Source organism: Arthrobacter cupressi (genome assembly GCF_900099975.1).
Lineage (GTDB): Bacteria > Actinomycetota > Actinomycetes > Actinomycetales > Micrococcaceae > Arthrobacter > Arthrobacter cupressi.
This window is the reverse complement of the sequence record NZ_FNEI01000002.1, coordinates 302867-323820: the sequence shown is the minus strand read 5'-3', so window position 1 is coordinate 323820 and position 20954 is coordinate 302867. Positions and strand designations below refer to the sequence as shown.

Below are 20954 nucleotides of genomic sequence, written 5' to 3'. Positions count from 1 at the left end.
GGATCCATGGAGAAGATCCTCGTCACGGGCGGGGCCGGATTCATCGGGTCCAACTTCGTCCGGTACGCCGTGGCCCACACGGACTACGAGATCACGGTCCTGGATGCCCTGACCTACGCGGGGCATCTGGAATCGCTCGCAGGGCTGCCGCCGGAGCGGTTCCGGTTCGTGCACGGGGACATCGCCGACGCCGGCCTGGTGGACAGGCTCATGGCTGCGGTTGACGGCGTGGTCCATTTCGCCGCCGAATCCCATAACGACAACTCCCTCCACGAGCCGCGGCCCTTCCTGGACACGAACGTGACGGGCACCTACACCCTGATCGAAGCCGCGCGCCGGCACGGGACCCGCTTCCACCACATCTCCACCGACGAGGTCTACGGCGACCTCCCGCTGGGCGCTCCGGAACGGTTCACGGAGACCACCCCGTACAACCCGTCCAGCCCGTACTCCTCGACCAAGGCGGCCTCCGACCTGCTCGTCCGGGCCTGGGTGCGTTCCTTTGGACTGCGCGCCACCATCAGCAACTGCTCCAACAACTACGGCCCGTACCAGCACGTGGAGAAGTTCATCCCCCGCCAGATCACCAACGTCCTGGACGGCGTGCGGCCCAAGCTCTACGGCGAAGGCCGCAACGTGCGGGACTGGATCCACGTGGACGACCACTCGTCCGCGGTGCTGGCCATCCTGGAGAACGGCAGGATCGGCGAGACCTACCTGGTGGGCGCGGACGGTGAACGGTCCAACAAGGACGTGGTGGAGTTGGTGCTCGAGCGCATGGGCCAGGACCCTGGCGCCTACGACCACGTGCCCGACCGGCCCGGCCACGACCTCCGCTACGCGATCGATTCGTCGAAGCTGCGCGCGGAACTGGGCTGGACGCCGTCGTACTCCGACTTCGCCGCCGGGCTGGACACCACCATCGCCTGGTACCGCGACAACGAGGACTGGTGGCGGCCGCAGAAGGACGCCGCCGAGGCCCGCTATATTGAACAGGCGCGGCGCCTCCAGGCGCAGAGCGCGCGGGAAACCCTGTGAACGCCCCGCAACTGGCGGTGAGGGAGACGCCGGTCGCCGGCCTGCTGCTGGTGGACCTGCCGGTGCACGGCGACAACCGCGGCTGGTTCAAGGAGAACTGGCAGCGCCGGGCCATGACGGAGCTGGGGCTGCCGGACTTCGGGCCCGTCCAGAACAACGTCTCCTTCAACGCCGCAGCCGGCACCACCCGCGGCATCCACGCCGAACCGTGGGACAAGTTCGTCTCCGTGGTGGCGGGCCGGGCCTTCGGGGCCTGGGTGGACCTGCGCGAAGGCGAGGGATTCGGCCGGCTGTTCACTGCGGAGTTGGATCCGGGCACGGCCGTGTTCGTTCCCCGCGGGGTGGGCAACGCCTTCCAGACCCTGGAAGACAACACTGTCTACTCCTACCTGGTCAACGAACACTGGTCCCCCGCGGCGAAATACACGCTGCTCAACCTCGCCGACGAAACTGTGTCCGTCCCCTGGCCCGTTCCCTTGGAACGGGCCGAAATTTCGGACAAGGACCGCGGGCATCCGCGCCTGTCCCAGGTGCTTCCCGTCCCGCCGCGGCGGACCCTGGTGCTCGGGGCGGACGGCCAGCTGGGCAGGGCGCTGCGGGCCGTGTACGACGGCGGGACCGCCGTCGAGTTCGCCGCCCGGGACAGCTTCGACCTCGCCTCCCCCGACGCCTTCGATTCGCGCGACTGGCGCGACTATGAAGCGGTCATCAACGCTGCCGCGTTCACCGCTGTCGACGACGCCGAGACAGCCGAGGGGCGCCGCTCGGCCTGGGCGATCAACGCCGCAGCCGTGGTGCGGCTGGCGCGCACCGCCGTCGAGCACCGGCTCACCGTGGTGCACGTTTCCAGCGACTACGTCTTTGACGGGCTGGCGGGGCCGCACGCCGATGCGGGTCCATGGGCGCCGCTCGGGGTGTACGGGCAGTCGAAGGCCGCGGGCGAGGCCGCCGTCGGCGTCGTGCCCCGGCATTACCTGGTGCGCAGCAGCTGGGTGGTGGGCGAAGGGAAGAACTTCGTCCGCACCATGGCCTCCCTCGCGGAGCGGGGCGTGAAGCCGTCCGTGGTCAATGACCAGACCGGCAGGCTGACCTTTGCCGAAGACCTTGCCGCAGGGATCAGGCACCTGCTGGATTCCAAGGCGCCTTATGGCAGCTACAACCTCTCCAACAGCGGCCCTGCGCAAAGTTGGGCGGACATCGCGGCGGACGTCTTCGAACTGTGCGGGCGGCCCCGCAGCGACGTCACCGGTGTCTCCAGCGCCGAGTACTTTCAGGACAAGCAGGCGGCGCCCCGTCCCCTGGACAGCACTCTGGACCTCGCGGGGATCGAGGCGACCGGCTTCTTCCCACCGCCGGCGGCCCTTCGCTTGCGGGAGTACCTGTCACGGCTGGGTGGGTGACTCGCTGGCTGCTCCGAGGAACTTCGCCACATCCGCGGCAATGCGTTCCGGGCATTCCCAGAGCACAATATGGCCCGTGGCGCCGTAGATAACCAGTTGCGCACCCGGGATCCTGGCCGCCAGCGTCTCCTGGTGGCTGCGCGGAATCAGGGAGTCGTGGGCACCCCACAGGATGAGCGTGGGCACCGAAATGGAACCCTGCTCCGTGGGCGGCACAGCCTCACACAGGCCGTCCAGGATCCCTCTCCACGCCCGTGCCGGCATCACCACACCGTCCTGCACCCGGTCCTCCATGTACCACCTGGGTACGATGTGCAGCACTTGGAACCAGGTCAGCGAGTCACGCACCCATTGTTCGTCGACGGGATCGCGCAGTTGCGCCACCTCGGCGGCGAAGGCCGGCCGGCTCCGCAGGCTGAGGGGCGAGCCCACGAGGATCAACGCGCTTACGAGATCGGGGCGGTCGACGGCGAGTTGCTGCGCCAGGTAGCCTCCGCTGGAGGAACCAAGGACACAAGCATTGGTAACGCCGAGGGCCTCAAGGAGGGCTGCGACGTCGTCCGCCATCTGCGCGAGCGAGTATCCGTCCTCGGGTTTGTCCGCGGCGCCCTGGCCGCGCTGGTCCGGAGCGAGGATAGCCAACGACGGCGGCAGGAGCGGCAACAGGCGGTCGAAGCTCTTGTGGGACTCGCCCCAGGGGTGGAGCAGGAGAAGCGGGGGCGGGGCGGGGTTCACATCTGATGCGCCGCTCCCGGTCGGCGCGCGGACCAAGCACGGGACCGTGATGCCGGTGCGAAGCGTTAACCTGCGCAGCTCAGACTGCATGGCATCAGACTACGCCGGCGATTGCTGCCCAGGGAGGGCAGGCGCTGAGGCCAAAACCCCCGGAACCGGTTCCTGCACCTTCACTGACACCATCCTGGCCTCCGCGGCACCGCAACGTCACCCCAAGGCACACTGGGCGGGGCGGTGGGCCCTGATAATGTCCGAGCTCGGTGATGTGATGGATTCATGGAGAAGACCAGCAGCCTGAGCGAGGGGACGCCGCAATCTGACACGGCTTCTGACCCTCTGGCTGTGCTGGACGGAATGGTCTCCACTCTTGGATCCCTCGAGTCGGCAATCGCCAGCCTCCAGGCATTACGGGAGTACACCCTCGCCATCGCCTCGCGGCTGGCGGAGGTAATGAACAACGACGCCGGTGCTGTTCTGGACGGCACGGCACGGCCCGGGTTTACGGCTGCGGCGTGGGTTTCGAGATCGGCAGAGCTCGCCCAGCGGACAGTGGCGGCCGAGATCGCCACGGCCACCCGCGCGAACGACCGCACGATTCAGCGCCAGATGGGCCAGGCCGTGGAGCTTCTGGACCGCTTCCCTGTGACTTTCGGAGCCCTTGCGGCGGGCCGGATCAGTCTCGCCCATGCCCGGGTGATCCAAGACGCCGGGACCGTATTGGACGATCCTGATGCTCTTTCCCGGTACGAGTCCGTCGTGGTGGCCTGTGCCGAGCAGCACGCCCCCGGCCGGGTGCGGCGCCTGGCGGTCAGGGAAGCCGAGAGAGGCCAGCCCGAGCTGTTGGCAACACGACACGAACGCGCCTGCGAGGAACGCCGCGTGTGGGTCACGCCCCTGCCCGACGGAATGGCCGAACTCGCCGCCACCCTGCCCGCCGCTGTGGCCTACGGCATTCACGACCGCCTCACCCAGATGGCGAAGGCCCACGCCGAAGCCAGCGCAAGCCAGGCCTCCAGTGGCCCCGCTGCACCGGAGTCGACCGCCGGACCTGCCCACAGGATTGACCAGCACACCGATCAACGCACCACCGACCAACTCCGCGCCGACCTCCTGTCAGAGCTGCTGCTCCGCGGCGCCCCTACCGCGCACGACACCCCGGACGGACTCCTCGCAGCCATCACCGCACACGTGGACGTCACCGTCCCTGTGCTGACCCTGATTGATGGCGGAAGCGCCAGCGCCACGGGCAACGCGGCCATGAGCAACCCAGCTGCCGACCGCCCGGAACAGGTCCCGGCCGAGCTGGATGGCCGCCACCCCATCGACCCCCTCACCGCCAGAGTCCTCGCCGGTCAGGCCACCGCGTGGAACAGGGTCCTGACCGACCCGTTCACGGGAGTCGTGCTGGCCGTGGACCGTTACCGGCCCGGCGAGGACCTCAAACGGCTGCTTGCTGCACGGGACACCGGATGCCGTTTCCCCGGGTGCGGAATCAAGGCCAGCGACCTGGATCTGGACCACACGCACGACGCGGCCCTTGGCGGGGCAAAGGAAGCCGGCAATCTCGCCGGGCTGTGCCGGCGCCACCATATGCTCAAGCACCATTCGCGGTGGAAGGTCCGGCAAACCGGAGCCGGGGTTCTGGAGTGGATAAGCCCCACCGGCCGACGCAACACGGACCACCCGCCCATACCGGCGACAACCACGGTCGGTACCGGCAACAAGCCACCGCCATTCTAGGACTGAACCGCCGCCAGCCGTTCGGGTACGCCGGAGTGACCGCCTTCTGCCGCAGGACCGCGAACTGTGCCTACATGTCGTGCATCAGGTAGAGGTCGCGGCGGCGGGTTCAAGGCGGTCAAGGTCAGCACTGGCATCCCCTGGTTCATCCCGCCACCCCACATCGACCCCCCACCAACAACCGGTCCGGAACCATTACTTCCGCGGCTAGGAAACGTCCCAGGTCTCCGACTCGCAGGGAATTGGAACGGCGGCGCAGCGGCGATTTTTCGCGGGCTGCGGCGTCTTCCGGGACCTACAGCAGAGGCGTAGCCTTGAACCGGCACCGGACGCTCCCGTCGCGTCGGAGCCGACGATGCCGCCCCGAGGAGGGCGCGGAAACTTTGGATTCCGCCCCCGTTTTGCCCATGTTTCTGGGGGGCAGCGGACTGAGGTCGGACAACGACGCCACAGTCGCTGTCCGACATGGAGCGCCACGTTCGCGTGGCGGGACAATGGCTCCAAAGGTCAAATCATGAACAAGATCCTCAAGCAATTCTTCATGCTGTGCGCAGCGTTCCTGCTCGTATTCACAGCCGGAGTGTCGGCGGCCCAGGCAGCCAGCCCGCACTTCAAAAAGGGCGGTGAGCCCGTCTGTACCGTGAGTTTCAGCGGTTCCACAGCAACCACCACCTGTCGGGCGGTCCTCGCCGGACTCGGAAACGACGACCTTCTCGCCACCGTCAGCGTTTCCGGCTTCGCCGTCTATCAGTGCAAGAACCAAGGCGGAAACGTCGCACCCGGACAGAACAAGGTCCTGATCGGTCCGGCGGTGGCGCCGACGCTGATCGACAGCGACGCCATCAAGAACGGAAACCTGACGTTGAACACCAATCCGGCAGTATTGTCGGCCCCTGGCACGGTGACAGCGGCACAGGCCGGATGCCCGAACAGCAACTGGGCGGGCGTGAATCCGGTCTTGACAGTGACGTCGATTTCCCTGGTGATCGAACAGCCCGTTGGAACGGTGATCTTCAGCTGCTCGAAGTCGGACCCGAACGGCCTGACAAGCCCGGTGACGCTCAGCTGCTAAATCAAAACCTCAGGAGGTAAGTCCTGCGCACAGGCAAGGCTCCGGGTGATTCCGAATTGGAACGCCGGAGCCTTCGCCGTACCTCAGCCCTTGAAGACCGGGGCCCGCTTCTCCTGGAAGGCGCGGAAGCCTTCCGCGTAGTCCTCACTCTTGCACAGCCGGGCCTGTTCGGTGTTCTCCTCGGCCATCGAGGCCCAGAGTCCCAGCCGCTGGTCGCGGATGTGCGCCACGAGCTCCTTGCTGGCATTGAACGCACCCGTGGCGCCTGTAGCCACCCGCTCCACGATGGCCCGGGTCACGGACAGCAGCGAATCGTCAGGCATGGCCCGGCTGAAGAGGCCCTGGGCCACCGCCTCACTGCCGTCCATGAGGTCGGCCGTGTAGATCAGGTCCAGCGTGCGGTGCATGCCCAGCCGCTCGGTGAAGTACCAGTGGCCGCCGGAGTCCAGGGTGGCGCCCAGCTTGGCGAAAGGCGAGCCGAACTTGGCGTTCTCCGCCACGTAGACCACGTCCGTGGCCAGCAGCAGTCCGAGCCCGACGCCGAGGCAGGCCCCGTGCGCCGCCGCGAAGGTGGGCGCCGGGAAGGCCGCCATCTTCTTCAGCAGCGGCTCCACCAGTCCCCCGAGGTAGGCCTGCGCGTCATCGCTCTCCGGGGTCACACCGGCGATGTCGCGCCCGGCGCAGAACGCGCGGCCCTCTCCCCGCAGGAGCAGCGCCCGCACCTCCCCGCGGGCGGCGGCGGCAGCGGCGTCGTCGTACGCCCTGTCCAGTTCGGCGAGCGCCTCCTCGTTGAGGGAGTTCAGCTTCTGGGGTGCGTTCAGGACGATCTCGGCGATCCCGCCGGCGATGGAGAGCTCAATCATGCTTCGGTTCCTTGGCTGTCGGTGGGCGGACTTGCTTAGACGTCGAAGTCGAGGGTGACGTTCTCGCTGGTCGGGTGGGCCTGGCAGGTCAGGACGTAGCCCTTGTCCAGCTCATCCTGCTCCAGCGCGTAGTTTTCGTCCATGGTGACGGTGCCGCTGACCACCTTGGCACGGCAGGTGCCGCAGACCCCGCCGGCGCAGGCGAAGGGCACGTCCGGGCGGACGCGCAGCGCGGCGTTGAGGATGGACTCGCGGGCGTGGGTGGGGCTCGCGACGTCGCCGGTGAGGCCGTCCAGCTTGAAGGTGATCTTGAAGGTGTCCTCGGATTCGTCCGCAATCACGGGACGGCCCGCGTTGCCCTCGGGACGGTCCGGACGGCCGGTGGTGAACAGCTCGAAACGGACGTGTTCGGGCGCCACGCCGCGTGCGGCCAGGGTGTCGCGGCACAGTTGCACCAGCTCGAACGGCCCGCAGAGGAACCATTCGTCGATGTCCTCGGCGTGGATGGCGGAGGACAGCAGGGCCTGCAGCTTCTCGGAATCGATCCGGCCCGTCATGAGCGGGGCGATCCGCTGCTCGCGGGACAGCACGTGGTGCAGGGCCAGGCGGGACGGGTACTTGTCCTTCAGGTCCGCCAGTTCCTCGAGGAACATGACGTCCATGGCGGCCTTGTTGGCGTAAATCAGGTCGAAGCGGGTCTCCGGGTTGGCGGCCAGCAGGGTCCGCGCGATCGCGATCACCGGGGTGATGCCGGATCCGGCGGCGATGGCCACGAACGAGCCTGCGTCACCGGCGAGTTCCTCCGGGTGGTTCATGGAATTCATCACGTTGTGCTGCACGGTGGAGCCGTCCTTGCCGTGCTTGGAGATGAACGCGCCCTGCGGGCTCATCACGTCCAGGGTGTCGCCCGCCTTGAGCTCGGCGTTGGCCCACGTGGAAAAGATGCCGCCCAGGTCCTTCTTGATGGCCACCCGGATTTCGCTGCTGCCGTCCCCGAAGCTGCGCGGCTCTGCGCAGATGGAGTAGCTGCGGCGGACTTCGTGCGGTTCGCCGGACTCGTCCGGGAGCGTGGTGCGCAGGGCCACGTACTGGCCGGGCAGGTAGTCGTACTGTCCTGCCAGTTCCGCCGGGACGGCGAAGGTGACTTCGATGGCGTCCTCGGTCAGGCGCCGCACCTCGGAGACGGCGAGGCTGTGGAAGGACGCTCGACGGCGGCTGGCCGTGGGGGTTTCGGTGGTCATCTGGCTTCCTTAGAGGACTTTGAAGTAGTCGAACGGTTCCTTGCAGTCCTGGCAGACGTATAGCGCCTTGCAGGAGGTGGAGCCGAAGCGGGTCAGTTCCTTGGTGTTCAGCGAGGAGCACTGCGGGCATTTGACCGCCAGGCTCAGCCGCACGGGACCGGAGTGTCCGCCCGCCCGGGAAGAGCCCGACGGCGGCGCGATGCCGTACTCCCGCAGCTTCGCCTTGCCGATTTCGCTCATCCAGTCCGTGGTCCAGGCCGGGGCCAGCACCAGGTTCACGCCCACCTCGCCGTAACCGGCCTTGGCGAACACGGCCTGGATGTCGTCCCTGATCGCATCCATCGCCGGGCAGCCCGAGTAGGTGGGCGTGATGGTGACCTCGACCCTGCCATCCACAAGCCGCACCGCGCGGAGGATCCCCAGGTCCTCGATGGTGAGCACGGGGATCTCCGGGTCGCAGACCGTGGCGGCGAGCGCCCAGGCCTGCTGTTCGGCAGCGCTGCGCTGCCCCGCGGACGTCATCGGCTTGGTTGCCACGGCGGTCACCAGCTTGCCCCGGGGTGTTCGCGGGCCAGCACCTGCATTTCGGCCAGCAGGTAACCCAGGTGTTCGGAGTGCTTGCCGCGCCGGCCGCCGCCCAGGGACTGCGGGATGCGGTCCAGGCCGAGTCCGCCGTCGGCGGCGTCGTCCGTCAGCCCGGCCTCGGCCAGGAGTTCGCCGCTGAGGCGGTCGAAGTCCTCGCGCAGGGTGGATGGCTGGACGCCGGTGCCGGCTTCGGCGAGGCGTGCGGTGAGCTCGTCGTCTTCGAAGAGTTCGTCGACATAGGGCCACAGCAGCCTGAATCCGTGGATGAGGCGGCGCCGGGATTCCTCCGTGCCGCCGGACAGGCGAAGCACCCACTGGGCGCTGTGGTCGCGGTGGTAGTCCACTTCCTTGAGGGCCTTGGCTGCGATCGCGGCAATGGTGGCATCCGTGGAATCCAGCAGACGCTTGTAGAGCTCGAACTGGTAGTAGCTCACGATGAACTGCCGGGCGATGGTGGCGGCGAAATCCCCGTTGGGCTGTTCGAACAAGTGCGCCGAACGGAATTCGGGTTCGCGGCGGAAGTAGGCAAGATCGTCTTCGCTCTTGTCCCAGTACGCGCCCGCGTAGGTGAGGAAGGAGCGGGCGTGGCCCAACTGGTCCAGGGCGATGTTGCCCAGGGCGATGTCCTCCTCGAGTTCGGGGGCGCGGGAGATCCAGTGGCCAAGGCGCTGCGCCAGGACCAGGGCGTCGTCGCCCAGGCGGAGCGCGTATTCGGCGGCGTATTCCCCGGGCTTGGCAGTGCCGCGGCGCACCTCGAGTGCGATGTCCTCCGGGCGCAGGGCGTTGCCGGGGGTGATGCGGGTGGCGCTGGCCGAGCCGTCGCCGGAGGCGCCTGCACCGGACACGCCCACGGAGATGTCGCCGTGGCCTTCGAGTGCGAAGTCGGTGGTGTGTTCGCTTGTCACAGGTGCTTCACGCCTTCGCTCTTGGTGTAGTAGGTGGCGTGGCGGTAGTCCTTGCCCTGCGGGGACTCGAAGAAGGAACCCTTCGAATCAGGGTCGCTGGAGGAGATCGCGTCCGCCGGGACCACCCAGATGGAAACGCCTTCGTTGCGGCGGGTGTACAGGTCTCGGGCGTTGCGCAGCGCCATCACGGCGTCGGGAGCGTGCAGCGAGCCGGCATGCACGTGGGAGAGGCCGCGGCTGGAGCGCACGAAAACTTCCCAGAGGGGCCAGGGCGTTTCCTTGGAGTGGGTCTCGGTTGGGTTGCTCATGCTGCGTGTTCCTTCTGTGCTTGCTTGGCGGCGTAGGCTGCGGCGGCTTCGCGGACCCAGGCACCGTCTTCGTGTGCCTGGCGGCGGCGTTCCATGCGCTGCGCGTTGCAGGGGCCCTTGCCGGCCAGGACGTCCTTGAATTCGTTCCAGTCCAGCGGCCCGTGCTCCCACTTCTTCGTCTCCTCGTTGAAGCGGACATCCGGGTCCGGCAGGGTCAGGCCCAGGACCCTGACCTGCTCGACCATCATTCCCACGAAGCGGCTGCGGAGTTCATCGTTGCTGAAGCGCTTGATGTTCCAGGCCATGGACTGCTTGGAGTTGGGCGAATCGTCGTCCGGCGGCCCGAACATCATGAGCGCCGGCGCGTACCAGCGGTTCACGGCGTCCTGGGCCATTTGCTTCTGGGCGGGCGTGCCGTTGGAGAGTTCCAGGAGGATCTCGAAGCCCTGGCGCTGGTGGAAGGACTCCTCCTTGCAGATGCGCACCATCGCGCGCCCGTAGGGCCCGTAGGAGGCGCGGCAGAGCGGCACCTGGTTGCAGATCGCGGCGCCGTCCACGAGCCAGCCGATCGCGCCCATGTCCGCCCAGGTCACCGCCGGATAGTTGAAGATCGAGGAGTAGCGGGCCTTGCCGTCGATAAGGTCCTGCATCATCTTGTCGCGGCTCTGGCCCAGGGTTTCGGCAGCCGAGTACAGGTAGAGGCCGTGGCCGGCTTCGTCCTGCACCTTGGCCATGAGGATCGCCTTGCGCTTCAGGCTGGGGGCCCGGGAGATCCAGTTCGCTTCGGGCTGCATTCCGATGATCTCCGAATGCGCGTGCTGGGATACCTGCCGCAGGAGCGTCTTGCGGTACGCCTCCGGCATCCAGTCGCGGGGTTCGATGCGTGAGTCCTCCGCGATGATCCGGTCAAAGTACGCCTGGCCCGCGCGTTCCCGTTCCTGTTCTTCGGGGGACAGCTCAGCGGGCACAGACTGCAGGTTCTGCGATGCCATGGTTGCTCCTATATATTTACCGACCGTTCGTTCAGAATATGCGGAAGCCTCGAGCGGCGTCAAGCATTCCGTTCGAGCAGGCGATCCGGAACCTTCACCCCTGACCCACCCTGCGTTCACCGGCAGCGGAAAGAGTGGACCCATGACTGCCTTCCCTTCGCCGCACCCTGCTCAAGAGCTCCCTGGCTACCCTCGCCATCACCGGCGGTGCCGGAGCATCCATCGCACAGTCCGCGCCCTCGGGCGTCGCACTTGTCCGCAATAGGCTCACGCTGCCCAGCGGCATCGCCAGCGGAGACGTCACTTCCTCCTCCGCCGTGCTCTGGTCCCGCGCCTCCGGACAGGGCCGGATCACCGCCACCCTGCGCGCAGTGGACGACGCCGGCACGGTCCTGCGCGGCCGTCAGGCCTTCACGCGCGTGCTGCGCGGGCCCTGGGCCACGGAGGCCAGTGACTTCACCGCCAAGATCCACGCGGACCGGCTCCCGGCCGGCACCCGTTTCGCCTACACCCTCGGGTTCGAGGACGACGGCGGCGCTATCAGCGAGACGCAGCAGGGCACCTTCCGCACAGCACCGGGCACCGGCGGAAGCACCCCGGGCAGCGGCGGGGCCGCGGCGGCAGCTGGCGGCGCGCCGTCGTCGGCACCGCAAAGCTTCGTCTGGACCGGCGACACCGCCGGCCAGGGCTGGGGCATCAACGAGGACATCGGCGGGATGCGCGGCTACCGGGCCATGCACCAAACCCGCCCCGACTTCTTCATCCACTCCGGCGACACCATCTACGCCGACGGCCCCATCGCCGCCACCGTCACCGAAAAGGACGGGCAGGTGTGGCGCAACATCGTCACCGAGGAAGTCTCCAAGGTGGCCGAAACCCTCAAGGAATTCCGCGGCCGGCACCGCTACAACTCGATGGACGCGAACATGCGGGCCCTGTTCGCCGACGTCCCGGTGATCGCCCAGTGGGACGACCACGAAACCCACAACAACTGGTACCCGGGCCAGATCATCGACGACGCCCGCTACACCGAGCGGAACGTCAACGTCCTCGCCGCGCGCGGCCGCCAGGCCTGGCAGGAGAACATGCCGATCACGGACAGCGCCGCCCTCTGGCGCCCGGGAACGTTCGACGGCGGCAGCTACCAGCCCGCCCGTATCTACCGGAAGATCTCCCGCGGACCGCAGCTGGACGTCTTCTGCCTGGACATGCGCACCTTCAAGTCGCCCAACACGGACGGCAAGGAACCCTACGCCACCCGCATCCTGGGCCAGGAGCAGGTGGACTGGCTGATCCGCGAAGTCCGGAATTCCACGGCCACCTGGAAGGTCATCGCGGCCGACCTCCCGCTGGGCATCATCGTTCCGGATGGGCCCGTGAACCAGGAAAGCCTGTCCAACCGGGAGGACGGCGCACCGCTGGGCCGGGAACTGGAGATCGCCGGCGTGCTCAGCGCCTTCAAGCGGCACGGCGTGAAGAACACCGTCTGGCTGACAGCGGACGTGCACTACTGCGCCGCGCACCACTACTCCCCCGAGCGGGCCGCCTTCACGGACTTCGATCCCTTCTGGGAGTTCGTGGCCGGGCCCATCAACGCCGGCTCCTTCGGCCCGAACGCCATGGACGGCACCTTCGGCCCGGAGGTTGTCTTCTCCAAGGCCGGCCGCTTCGCCGGTGAATCCCCGCGCGACGGCGGGAACCAGTACTTCGGGCACGTGGAGCTCGGACCCGACGACACCTTCAACGTGAGCCTGCGCAACGCCAACGGCGCCGTGCTGTTCCGGAAGACGCTGACGCCGCAGCGCTGAGCCTTCCCCCAGCCCAACTAGCTGGCAGTAGATGTCGTTATGAGCCCCCAAAACGACGTTAACTGCCAGTCAGTTGGGCGGGGTGGACCGTGCCGGGCTTTCGAGCGGGCGCCGTTGCCGAATTGCATCCTGCGACACGCTTGTTTTGTTACCTGCCGGTGGTAGTTTCCGGACATGGAGAAATGGCTGAGCGCCGAATTCCTGAGAAGCCTCCTGCACGGTCGCAGGGCAATCGTGGCCGCCGTCGCCGCGGTGCTGGTCCTTGGCACGGTGACGGCGGGAATCCTGGTGAGCGTGAACCGGCCCGCCCCGCCGGCCGCGGCGCCGTCGTCGAGCCAGGGATCGGAGCCCGGCATCACCGTACCGCCCGGTTCCCTGCTCAAGGCGGACCGGCCCACCCCGCCGCTGGCCCTGCCCGGACTGCCGTCGGGCCCCGTGAACATCCTGGTGATCGGCAGCGACATCCGCGGCAACGCCAAGGAGGCCACCAAGAAGGCAGCTGCCACCGGCGAACAGGTGGACCACCGCGCGGACACCCTCATGCTGATGCACATCCCGGCCGACCGGAAGAAGATCTACGGCATCTCGATCATGCGCGACCTCTGGGTGGACATCCCCGGGTACGGCGGCTCCAAGATCAACTCCAGCCTGCAATTCGGCGGCACCGCTTTGGTGGAGAGGACCGTCCAGCAGCTGCTCCGCACGCGCATCAATTACAGCGTCATGGTGGACTTCGACAGCTTCCGCGCCATCGTGGACGGCCTGGGCGGCATCGAGGTGAACGTGGCTGCCCCCTTCACCTCCACGCACGACACCCGGCACACCTTCACGCGCGGCGTCAACCGCCTCAACGGCCAGAACGCCCTCGAATTCGTCCGCGAGCGCTACGCCTTCTCGGACGGCGACTATCAGCGCGTGCGCAACCAGCAGGAGTTCATCCGGGCGGTCATGGCCAAGCTGCGCAACTCCGGCATCCTCAAGGACGCCGGGAAAACCCTCGCCTTCGTCACCAAGGTGGCCCCGAGGCTGATCCTGGACAACGGCCTGGACGTCATGAAACTGGCGGGCCTGGCCTACGCGCTGCGCGGCATCGACCCGGGAACGGCGTCCTTCAGAACGCTCCCGACGGCGGGCACCGGCACTTCGCCGGACGGCCAGTCGATCGTCCTGCCGGACTACAACGGGATCGCCCAGGTGGCGGACGCGCTGGCAAAGGACCGGCTGGGCCAGCTTCCCCGATAGCAGCTTCCCCGGTAGCGAACGCCCGCGGCATTACGCGCGCGGCTCTATATATTGAGTCCATGACCCAGACTCCGCTCCAGAACACCACGGCCGTGCCGCCTGTCGCCAAGAAGGTCCCGTTCGCCCGGGAGCACCACGGGGACGTCTTTGTGGACAACTACGAGTGGCTGCGGGACAAGGAGTCCCCCGAGGTCGTGGAGCACCTCAAGGCCGAAAACGCCTACCAGGAAGCCGTCACGGCCCACCAGGAACCCCTGCGCGAGGCCATCTTCCAGGAGATCAAGGGCCGCACCCAGGAGACGGACCTGTCCGTGCCGGGCCGCAAGGACGGCTGGTGGTACTACACCCGTTCGGTGGAGGGCAAGGAGTACGGCATCCAGTGCCGGGTGCAGGCGCAGGAAACCGGGGACCCCGTGGCCGACTGGACCCCGCCTGCCGTCGAACCCGGCATCGACCTTCCGGGCGAAGAAGTCCTGCTGGACGGCAACGCAGAAGCCGAGGGCAAGCCGTTCTTCTCGGTGGGCGGCACCGCGGTCACCATCGACGGGAACCTCTACGCGTACGCCGTGGACAACTCCGGCGAAGAACGCTTCACCGTGCGCTTCAAGGACCTGCGCAGCGGCGAACTGCTGCCCGACGTGATCGAGAACGCCTTCTACGGCCTGGCCTTCTCCCCCGACGGCACCCGGCTGTTCTACACGGTGGTGGACGATTCCTGGCGCCCGTACCAGGTCAAGGCACATGTGCTCGGCACACCGGTGGAGCAGGACGAGGTGCTGTACCAGGAGGACGACGTCGCCATGTGGCTTGGCTTCGAGCTGTCCTCGGACCGCCGCCACCTGGTGCTCAGCATCGGCTGCTCGGAGTTTAGCGAGACCCGCCTGCTGCGCTTCGACGATTACGACGCCGGCCTGACCACCGTGATTTCCCGCGACGAGCACCTGTTGTACGAGGCCGAGCCCTTCCTGCTTGCGGTCGCTTCCGGAACGCCGCAGGAAACCATCCTCCTCACGCACAACAAGGACGCCATCAACTCGATGGTCTCTTTGGTGGACCCTGCCGACCTCGCCAAGCCGCTCGCCGCGCAGCACTGGCGCACCGTCGTCGCGCATTCCGACGACGTCCGCATTAACGGCGCCGGCGTCACCGCCACGCACCTGCTGGTCTCGGTACGGCAGGACACCATCGAACGCGTCCAGGTAATCCCCCTCGCCGGCCTCGGCACCCCGGAACAGGCACCGGCGGTCGAGCCGGCATTCGACGAGGAGCTCTACACGGCCGGGGTTTCAGGTTCGGACTACGACGCCCCGGTGGTCCGCATGGGCTACACCTCCTACTTCACGCCGTCGCGGGTGTACGACTTCGTACTGCCCACCGCGGACCGGCCCGAGGGCGAGCTGCTGCTGCGGAAGGAAAGCCCGGTGCTCGGCGGCTATTCCGGGTCCGACTACGTCGCCACCCGTGAATGGGCAACCGCCGACGACGGCACCCGGGTGCCGTTGTCCGTGCTGCGGCACGCTTCGGTGCAGCAGGACTCGACGGCGGCCGGCCTGGTGTACGGGTACGGCTCCTACGAGGTCAGCATGGATCCGGGATTCGGCGTGGCGCGGCTGTCCCTACTGGACCGCGGCATCGTCATGGTCATCGCGCACATCCGCGGCGGCGGCGAACTCGGCCGGCACTGGTACGAGGACGGCAAGAAGCTCAGCAAGAAGAATACCTTCACGGACTTCGTGGCGGCCACGGACTGGCTGGCCGGCTCCGGCTGGGTGGACGCGGAGCGGATCGCCGCGATGGGCGGGTCCGCGGGGGGCCTGCTGATGGGTGCCGTGGCCAACCTCGCCCCGGAAAAGTACGCGGCCGTGGTGGCCCAGGTTCCCTTCGTGGACGCACTGACCACCATCCTGGACCCGGAGCTCCCGCTCTCCGCTCTGGAATGGGAAGAGTGGGGCAACCCCATCACCGACCCCGAGGTCTACGCCTACATGAAGTCCTATACGCCGTACGAGAACGTCCGGGCCGCGGCGTATCCAAAGATCGCCGCGGTGACGTCGTTCAACGACACCCGGGTGCTCTACGTGGAACCGGCCAAGTGGGTGCAGGCGCTGCGCGAGACCACCACTGGCCCGGAGCCCGTGGTGATGAAGATCGAGATGGACGGCGGGCATGGCGGGGCCTCGGGCAGGTACGTGCAATGGCGCGAACGCGCCTGGGACTACGCCTTCGTGGCCGATTCGCTGGGTGCCACCGAACTGCTGCCGGGCGCCGGACTCAAGTAGTTCCGCCCCTCCATCGGCTGCTCCGTAACTGCCGTTTTGGCGGCCCGGAACGACAGTTATGGAGCAATCGATGTGCGGCGGCGCCACTCCGAGTCGAGCATCGCGTAAATCAGCTCGGTGGACCACTGGCCCTTGTAATGCCAGTTGTCCACGAGGGTCGCTTCCAACCGCATGCCCAGCCGCTCGCAGATCCCTGCCGAGCCCGTGTTGAGGGCGTCCAGCTTGGCGTCTATGCGGTGGAACATCAGGGTCTCGAACCCCAGCCGGAGCACCGCCTCGGCAGCTTCCGTGGCGTAGCCGTGCCCGCGGCCCTCCGGCGCCATGATCCAGCCGATTTCTGCCTGCCCGGTGCCCGGGAGCCATTTGAGCACCACCTCGCCGATGAGCCCGGGCTCGTCCGCCCGCTCGATGGCCAGGCAAACCCAGTCGCCTTCCTTCTCGAAGCTGAAGTTGGCGTAGCGGCCCAGCGCTTCCATGGCCTGCGTGAGGCTCAGCGCGGGCCGGAGCAGGAACCGCGCCGTGGCCGGCAGGGACTGGTAAGCGTGGAAACGCTCGAGGTCACCGGCCTCGAAGCGGCGCAGCAGCAGCCGCTCGGTCCGCAAGGGCAGATCGATACTTGGCATGCTCCGAGGCTACCCCTCCGCCCGCTCCACAAGCGTTGTGGCCCTTGACACTTCCGCCGATCTGGGATTACCTAATGAACATTCGGTAAATAAAACTGGAGGCAATGACGCATGGTTGAGACCGCGCTTTCCGATGCAGTTCAGGGACACGGTGCAGTGCAGCACCATCTGCTCGAGAACGACTACGCCTCCGAATGGATGGGACTCGAGGTCATCCGCCTCGACGACGGCCACGCCACCATCCGGATGACCCTGCGCAAGGAAATGCTCAACGGTTTCGGCATGGCCCACGGCGGAATGATCTTCGCCTTCGGCGACACCGCCTTCGCGCTGGCGTGCAACCCCGCCCGCCCCACGCCGTCGCAAGCCCGCAACATCACGGTGGCTTCCGGCGTCGACATCAACTTCCTGCAGCCCTCGTTCAAGGGCCAGGTAATCACCGCCGTCGCGAACCGCCGGGCGCACACCGGGCGCAGCGGACTCTACGACGTGCAGATCTTCGCCGCGGACCCAGGCGCCCTCAGCGCCCCGTCCGCGGACCCCAACTCCGATGACCCCGCAGGCTACGGCGAACTCATCGCCGAGTTCCGTGGCCGCAGCCGCACCATCTCCAAGAAGTAGGCAGACATGACCCAGAACACCACCACCCTCAACGCCACGCAGCAGGACGCGCCGCTGGACCCCGAGGAGACCATGTCCCGCGACGAGCTCGAGGCCCTCCAGCTCAGCAGGCTGCAGCACACCGTGGCCTACGCCTACGAACGCGTGCCGCTGTACAAGCGCAAGTTCGACGACGCCGGGGTCCACCCCTCCGATCTGCGCGAACTCAGCGACCTCGGCAAGTTCCCGTACACCACCAAGGAAGACCTCCGCCTGGAATACCCCTTCGGCATGTTCGCGGTGCCTCAGGAGCAGGTGGCCCGTGTCCACGCAAGCTCCGGTACCACCGGCCGGCCCACGGTGGTCGGCTACACGAAGAACGACCTCGCCAACTGGGCGAGCCTCGTGGCCCGGTCCCTCCGCGCTTCCGGCGTCCGCCCCGGCATGAAGGTCCACAACGCCTACGGCTACGGCCTCTTCACCGGCGGCCTGGGCGCCCACGCCGGCGCCGAAGCCCTGGGCTGCACCGTGATTCCGATGTCCGGCGGCCAGACCGAGCGCCAGATCCAGCTCATCCAGGACTTCCAGCCGGACGCCATCCTGGCCACACCTACGTACCTGCTGACCATCGCCGACGCCATGGCCCACATGGGCATCGATCCGGCCTCCACCTCCTTGAAGTACGCCGTGCTTGGCGCCGAGCCGTGGACCGAGGAAATGCGCCACGAACTTGAAACCACCATGAACATCAAGGCGTGCGACATCTACGGCCTCTCGGAGGTCATGGGCCCGGGCGTCGCGGGCGAAGCCGTGGAAACGCAGGACGGCTCGCACATCTGGGAGGACCACTTCCGCCCCGAGATCATCGACCCCTTCGACCCGGAGCGCGGCACCGCTTCGGTGCTGGGCGACGGCGAACCCGGCGAGTTGGTCTTCACCTCGCTCACCAAGGAAGCGCTGCCGATCATCCGCTACCGCACCAAGGACCTCACCCGCCTGCTGCCCGGCACCGCGCGCCCGGCGCACCGCCGTATGGGCCGCATCACCGGCCGCAGCGACGACATGATCATCCTGCGCGGGGTAAACCTGTTCCCCTCGCAGATCGAGGAAATCGCCCTGCGCATCCCGGAACTGAGCCCGCATTTCCAGCTGGAGATCACCCGCCCCGAGGGCAAGCGGATGGACACCCTCACCGTGAAGATCGAGCGCCGCGAGGGCGTCTCACCGGACAACGGCACGACGGCGGGCCACGCCTTGCGCGAGCAGATCAAGATCCATGTGGGTTCCTCGTGCGTGATCGACGTCGTCGAGCCGGGCTCGCTGGAGCGCTCGAACGGCAAGCTGCGCCGGATCTACGACCTGCGGCCCAAGGGCTGAGCACAACAGAGCACAGGGAACTGCGCGCCACCGGGCGCAATCTAGGCGGTCAGGGGAACCGGACATGGGAAAATAGCGGACATGCCGAAGGAAACAGCAACAGCAAGCAAGCGCGGGCGGCCGGGCTACGACCAGCAGTCGGTGCTGCGCATCGCCGTCGACGTCTTCAACCGCCACGGCTATGATGCCACCTCCATGGGCATCCTGGCCGAGAACCTCGGCATCTCGAAGTCCGCGATCTACCACCATGTGCCGTCGAAGGGCGAGCTGCTCAAGCTCGCCCTCGACCACGCCTTGGGCGGGCTGGAAGCGATCCTGGAACAGCCCGAGGCCACGTCCGGTGCCGCCGACGCCCGGCTGGAGTTCGTGCTGCGGCAGACCATCTCGGTCCTGGTGGAACGGCTTCCGTTCGTCACCCTGCTGCTGCGCCTGCGCGGCAACACCGAGATCGAACGCAACGCGCTCGAACGGCGCCGCGCCTTTGACCACAAGGTCGCAGCGCTGATTTCGGATGCCCGCGAGGAAGGCTCGCTGCGCCAGGACATCGATCCGCGCACGGTCACCCGGCTCCTGTTCGGCACCATCAACTCGATCGTGGAATGGTACAAGCCGGGCGGCTCGCTCTCGCCCGAACGACTGGCCGACGACGTCATCACCATGGCCTTCGACGGCCTGCACGCTTCGGTCTAAGGAAGCCCGGGCTTAGGGAGCCGACCCGCCTAAGTGCATAATGCGCGCCATGTTGCACTATATACAACCAGATAGTCCCGCTGCTACGGTCTGTTTTCGTACCGATACAGAAGGGAATATCGCATGACTCGTGGTACCCGCTTCACCGCAGCCGCCGCGGCACTGGCCGGCATCCTCGCAATCACATCCTGCGCTGCAACGGCCGCCGGCACTGCCCCGGAAGCCAGCAGAACGGCGTCGGCCTCCTGCCGCCAGCTGGACGCCAACCTCGCATGGCCCAAAGGCGTCCGGGAGAAGCTCCAGGCCGCCATCGATGCACACAGCACGTGCACCGGAACGTTCAAGGGCGGCACCGCCCCGGTGGCGGTCTTCGACTGGGACAACACGGTGGTCAAGAACGACATCGGGTATGGCACCAACTTCTGGATGCTGCGCAACAACAAGGTCCTGCAGCCGGAAAACAAGGACTGGAAAACCACCAACCGCTACCTCACCGACGCCGCGGCAAAGGCCCTGAGCGCCGCCTGCGGTACCACAACCCCGGCCGGGAAGCCGCTGGATACCGTGAAGAACACCGCCTGCGCCGACGAAATCCTGGCCATCCTCGACGACAAGACCCGCGCGGGCGAGGAAGCCTTCGAGGGCTTCAATGCCCGCCGCCTCACCGGGGCGTACGCCTGGGGGACAGCGTTGTCCGCAGGCTACAGCGCAGAAGAACTTGGCCGGTTCGCCATTGCGATGAAGCAGGAGAACCTGGCAGCCGCGGTGGGCGCCACCCAGAAGGTCGGAACCCAGCAGGTGGACGGCTACATCCGCATCTACCCGCAGATCAAGGACCTCATCGGCACCCTCCAGGCGCACGGCGTGGTGCCGTGGGTGGTATCAGCCTCCCCCGAACCCGTGGTCAAGGCCTGGTCCGGTGAGGTCGGTATCGACGCCGCGCACGTGGTCGGCGTCCGCAGCGTCTACCGGGACGGGCTGCAGACCACGCACCTCGTGGGCTGCGGCGGCGTGCCTGACGGCGAGGACTCCGTCATGACCTACATGGACGGCAAGCGCTGCTGGGCCAACCAGGAGATCTTCGGCGTCGACGGCCCCGCGGCGTTCGAGCAGCTTCCCGCGGAGCGGCGGCAGATCCTGGCCGCCGGGGACTCCGGCACGGACGTGACCTTCGTGGGGGACGCCACTGAGGCTCGCCTGGTGGTCAACCGCAACAACACGGAACTGATGTGCCGCGCGTACGACAACGACGGCGGAAAGTGGCTCATCACTCCCATGTTCATCGACCCCAAGCCGCAGCGCAGTGAATCCTACCCCTGCTCCACCAAGGGGTTCACCACCCCGGAGAACGGCAAGGAACCGATCAAGCGCCCGGACGGCGGCGTGATCCCCGACCAGGTGGACAGCATCCATTGAGCCAGGCACGGAACCACCGCGTTCGCCAGTTGTGACAAAT

At 67.3% G+C, this 20954-nt stretch carries 19 protein-coding genes; 11 read left to right on the top strand and 8 right to left on the bottom strand.

The genetic code is table 11. The annotated features are described in order from the left end of the window. Nucleotides 1-6: 6 nt before the first annotated feature. Both rfbB and BLP88_RS03895 read left to right on the top strand, forming a co-directional pair. Nucleotides 7-1038: a dTDP-glucose 4,6-dehydratase gene (gene rfbB, locus BLP88_RS03900; RefSeq protein WP_074587054.1), complete on the top strand. Its 1032-nt coding sequence runs from the start codon at nucleotides 7-9 to the stop codon at nucleotides 1036-1038. Beyond that, nucleotides 1035-2438 (top strand): sugar nucleotide-binding protein, encoded by a 1404-nt coding sequence (locus BLP88_RS03895; protein ID WP_074587053.1) that lies wholly within the window; start codon nucleotides 1035-1037, stop codon nucleotides 2436-2438. Before rfbB ends, BLP88_RS03895 begins: the two co-directional genes overlap by 4 nt. On the opposite strand, the gene BLP88_RS03890 is transcribed toward BLP88_RS03895, so the two are convergent. Next, a complete protein-coding gene (locus BLP88_RS03890; RefSeq protein ID WP_074587052.1) occupies nucleotides 2421-3263 on the bottom strand; it encodes an alpha/beta fold hydrolase in 843 nt (280 codons plus the stop codon). The genes BLP88_RS03895 and BLP88_RS03890 overlap by 18 nt on opposite strands. Nucleotides 3264-3449: 186 nt before the next feature. Between BLP88_RS03890 and BLP88_RS03885 the strand changes: the two genes are divergently transcribed. Together BLP88_RS03885 and BLP88_RS03880 are read left to right on the top strand one after the other, a co-directional pair. Further along, nucleotides 3450-4913: an HNH endonuclease signature motif containing protein gene (locus tag BLP88_RS03885; protein ID WP_074587051.1), complete on the top strand. Its 1464-nt coding sequence runs from the start codon at nucleotides 3450-3452 to the stop codon at nucleotides 4911-4913. Nucleotides 4914-5427: 514 nt separating this feature from the next. Next, nucleotides 5428-5985 carry a hypothetical protein gene (locus tag BLP88_RS03880; RefSeq protein WP_074587049.1) on the top strand — a complete coding sequence of 186 codons (558 nt, stop codon included), beginning with the start codon at nucleotides 5428-5430 and terminating at the stop codon, nucleotides 5983-5985. An 83-nt stretch (nucleotides 5986-6068) separates the two neighbouring features. Here BLP88_RS03880 and BLP88_RS03875 read toward each other — a convergent pair whose 3' ends face one another. The 6 genes from BLP88_RS03875 to paaA are packed head-to-tail and all read right to left on the bottom strand — an operon-like array spanning nucleotide 6069 to nucleotide 10879. After that, nucleotides 6069-6848 (bottom strand): enoyl-CoA hydratase/isomerase family protein, encoded by a 780-nt coding sequence (locus tag BLP88_RS03875; RefSeq protein WP_074587047.1) that lies wholly within the window; start codon nucleotides 6846-6848, stop codon nucleotides 6069-6071. Nucleotides 6849-6883: 35 nt separating this feature from the next. Beyond that, on the bottom strand, nucleotides 6884-8089 hold the full coding sequence (gene paaE, locus BLP88_RS03870; RefSeq protein WP_074587046.1) for a 1,2-phenylacetyl-CoA epoxidase subunit PaaE: 1206 nt from the start codon (nucleotides 8087-8089) through the stop codon (nucleotides 6884-6886). 9 nt (nucleotides 8090-8098) lie between these two features. Beyond that, nucleotides 8099-8611 (bottom strand): 1,2-phenylacetyl-CoA epoxidase subunit PaaD, encoded by a 513-nt coding sequence (gene paaD / locus BLP88_RS03865; RefSeq protein WP_139163300.1) that lies wholly within the window; start codon nucleotides 8609-8611, stop codon nucleotides 8099-8101. A 20-nt stretch (nucleotides 8612-8631) separates the two neighbouring features. Then, nucleotides 8632-9579 carry a 1,2-phenylacetyl-CoA epoxidase subunit PaaC gene (gene paaC, locus BLP88_RS03860; RefSeq protein WP_074587042.1) on the bottom strand — a complete coding sequence of 316 codons (948 nt, stop codon included), beginning with the start codon at nucleotides 9577-9579 and terminating at the stop codon, nucleotides 8632-8634. Continuing rightward, complete coding sequence (gene paaB / locus BLP88_RS03855; RefSeq protein ID WP_373366903.1) at nucleotides 9576-9947, bottom strand: 1,2-phenylacetyl-CoA epoxidase subunit PaaB; 372 nt, start codon at nucleotides 9945-9947, stop codon at nucleotides 9576-9578. Before paaB ends, paaC begins: the two co-directional genes overlap by 4 nt. Further along, nucleotides 9884-10879: a 1,2-phenylacetyl-CoA epoxidase subunit PaaA gene (paaA, locus tag BLP88_RS03850; RefSeq protein WP_074587038.1), complete on the bottom strand. Its 996-nt coding sequence runs from the start codon at nucleotides 10877-10879 to the stop codon at nucleotides 9884-9886. The genes paaB and paaA overlap by 64 nt, the downstream gene beginning before the upstream one ends. Before the next feature lie 182 nt (nucleotides 10880-11061). Between paaA and BLP88_RS03845 the strand changes: the two genes are divergently transcribed. The 3 genes from BLP88_RS03845 to BLP88_RS03835 all read left to right on the top strand — a co-directional run bounded on the left by BLP88_RS03845 (nucleotide 11062) and on the right by BLP88_RS03835 (nucleotide 16208). Beyond that, a complete protein-coding gene (locus BLP88_RS03845) occupies nucleotides 11062-12687 on the top strand; it encodes an alkaline phosphatase D family protein (protein WP_373366904.1) in 1626 nt (541 codons plus the stop codon). 174 nt (nucleotides 12688-12861) lie between these two features. Then, nucleotides 12862-13929 (top strand): LCP family protein, encoded by a 1068-nt coding sequence (locus BLP88_RS03840; RefSeq protein ID WP_074587034.1) that lies wholly within the window; start codon nucleotides 12862-12864, stop codon nucleotides 13927-13929. A gap of 59 nt (nucleotides 13930-13988) precedes the next feature. Further along, nucleotides 13989-16208 (top strand): S9 family peptidase, encoded by a 2220-nt coding sequence (locus BLP88_RS03835; RefSeq protein WP_074587033.1) that lies wholly within the window; start codon nucleotides 13989-13991, stop codon nucleotides 16206-16208. 56 nt (nucleotides 16209-16264) lie between these two features. Here the strand turns inward: BLP88_RS03835 and BLP88_RS03830 are convergent, their stop codons facing one another. Next, nucleotides 16265-16831, bottom strand: coding sequence for a GNAT family N-acetyltransferase (locus tag BLP88_RS03830; RefSeq protein WP_074587031.1), 567 nt, complete (start codon nucleotides 16829-16831; stop codon nucleotides 16265-16267). A gap of 111 nt (nucleotides 16832-16942) precedes the next feature. Between BLP88_RS03830 and BLP88_RS03825 the strand changes: the two genes are divergently transcribed. From BLP88_RS03825 to BLP88_RS03810, 4 genes are all read left to right on the top strand, one after another. Continuing rightward, nucleotides 16943-17452, top strand: a complete 510-nt coding sequence (locus BLP88_RS03825; protein ID WP_074587030.1) for a hotdog fold thioesterase — start codon at nucleotides 16943-16945, stop codon at nucleotides 17450-17452. 6 nt (nucleotides 17453-17458) lie between these two features. After that, nucleotides 17459-18808: a phenylacetate--CoA ligase PaaK gene (paaK, locus tag BLP88_RS03820; RefSeq protein WP_074587028.1), complete on the top strand. Its 1350-nt coding sequence runs from the start codon at nucleotides 17459-17461 to the stop codon at nucleotides 18806-18808. Between the two features lie 81 nt (nucleotides 18809-18889). After that, nucleotides 18890-19498, top strand: coding sequence for a TetR/AcrR family transcriptional regulator (locus BLP88_RS03815; RefSeq protein ID WP_074587026.1), 609 nt, complete (start codon nucleotides 18890-18892; stop codon nucleotides 19496-19498). A 123-nt stretch (nucleotides 19499-19621) separates the two neighbouring features. Next, entirely contained in the window at nucleotides 19622-20914 is a 1293-nt protein-coding gene (locus BLP88_RS03810) for a haloacid dehalogenase-like hydrolase (protein WP_074587024.1), read from the top strand. The last annotated feature ends 40 nt before the right edge of the window (nucleotides 20915-20954 follow it).